The sequence below is a fragment of the Psychrobacter sp. TB55-MNA-CIBAN-0194 genome, assembly GCF_040309505.1.
GTDB lineage: Bacteria > Pseudomonadota > Gammaproteobacteria > Pseudomonadales > Moraxellaceae > Psychrobacter > Psychrobacter fozii.
The window spans coordinates 1-254 of sequence record NZ_JBEOOW010000535.1; the positions used below are offsets into that span (position 1 = coordinate 1).

The 254-nt window shown below is 43.3% G+C and carries 1 protein-coding gene; it reads left to right on the top strand.

What is annotated here, in order from left to right; genetic code table 11:
• Window positions 1–254, top strand: a 254-nt coding sequence (locus AAEY75_RS16185) for a Mur ligase family protein (RefSeq protein WP_352260172.1), incomplete at both ends; no start/stop codon positions are given.

The following is a 254-nucleotide window of genomic DNA, read 5'->3' on the forward strand; positions in this document are numbered from 1 at the left end:
GTTGTGCGCCGCGCAGAAATGCTCGCAGAACTAATGCGTTTTCGCCACGGTATAGCAATTGCGGGTACGCATGGTAAAACAACGACAACAAGCCTAATTGCAAGTATTTATGGACAAGCAGGGCTCGATCCAACTTTTATTATTGGTGGCTTGTTAAATAGCGCAGGTAGTAACGCAAAAGTAGGTAAAAGTGATTTTTTAATAGCAGAAGCTGATGAAAGCGATGCGTCGTTTTTACACTTACAGCCAATGGT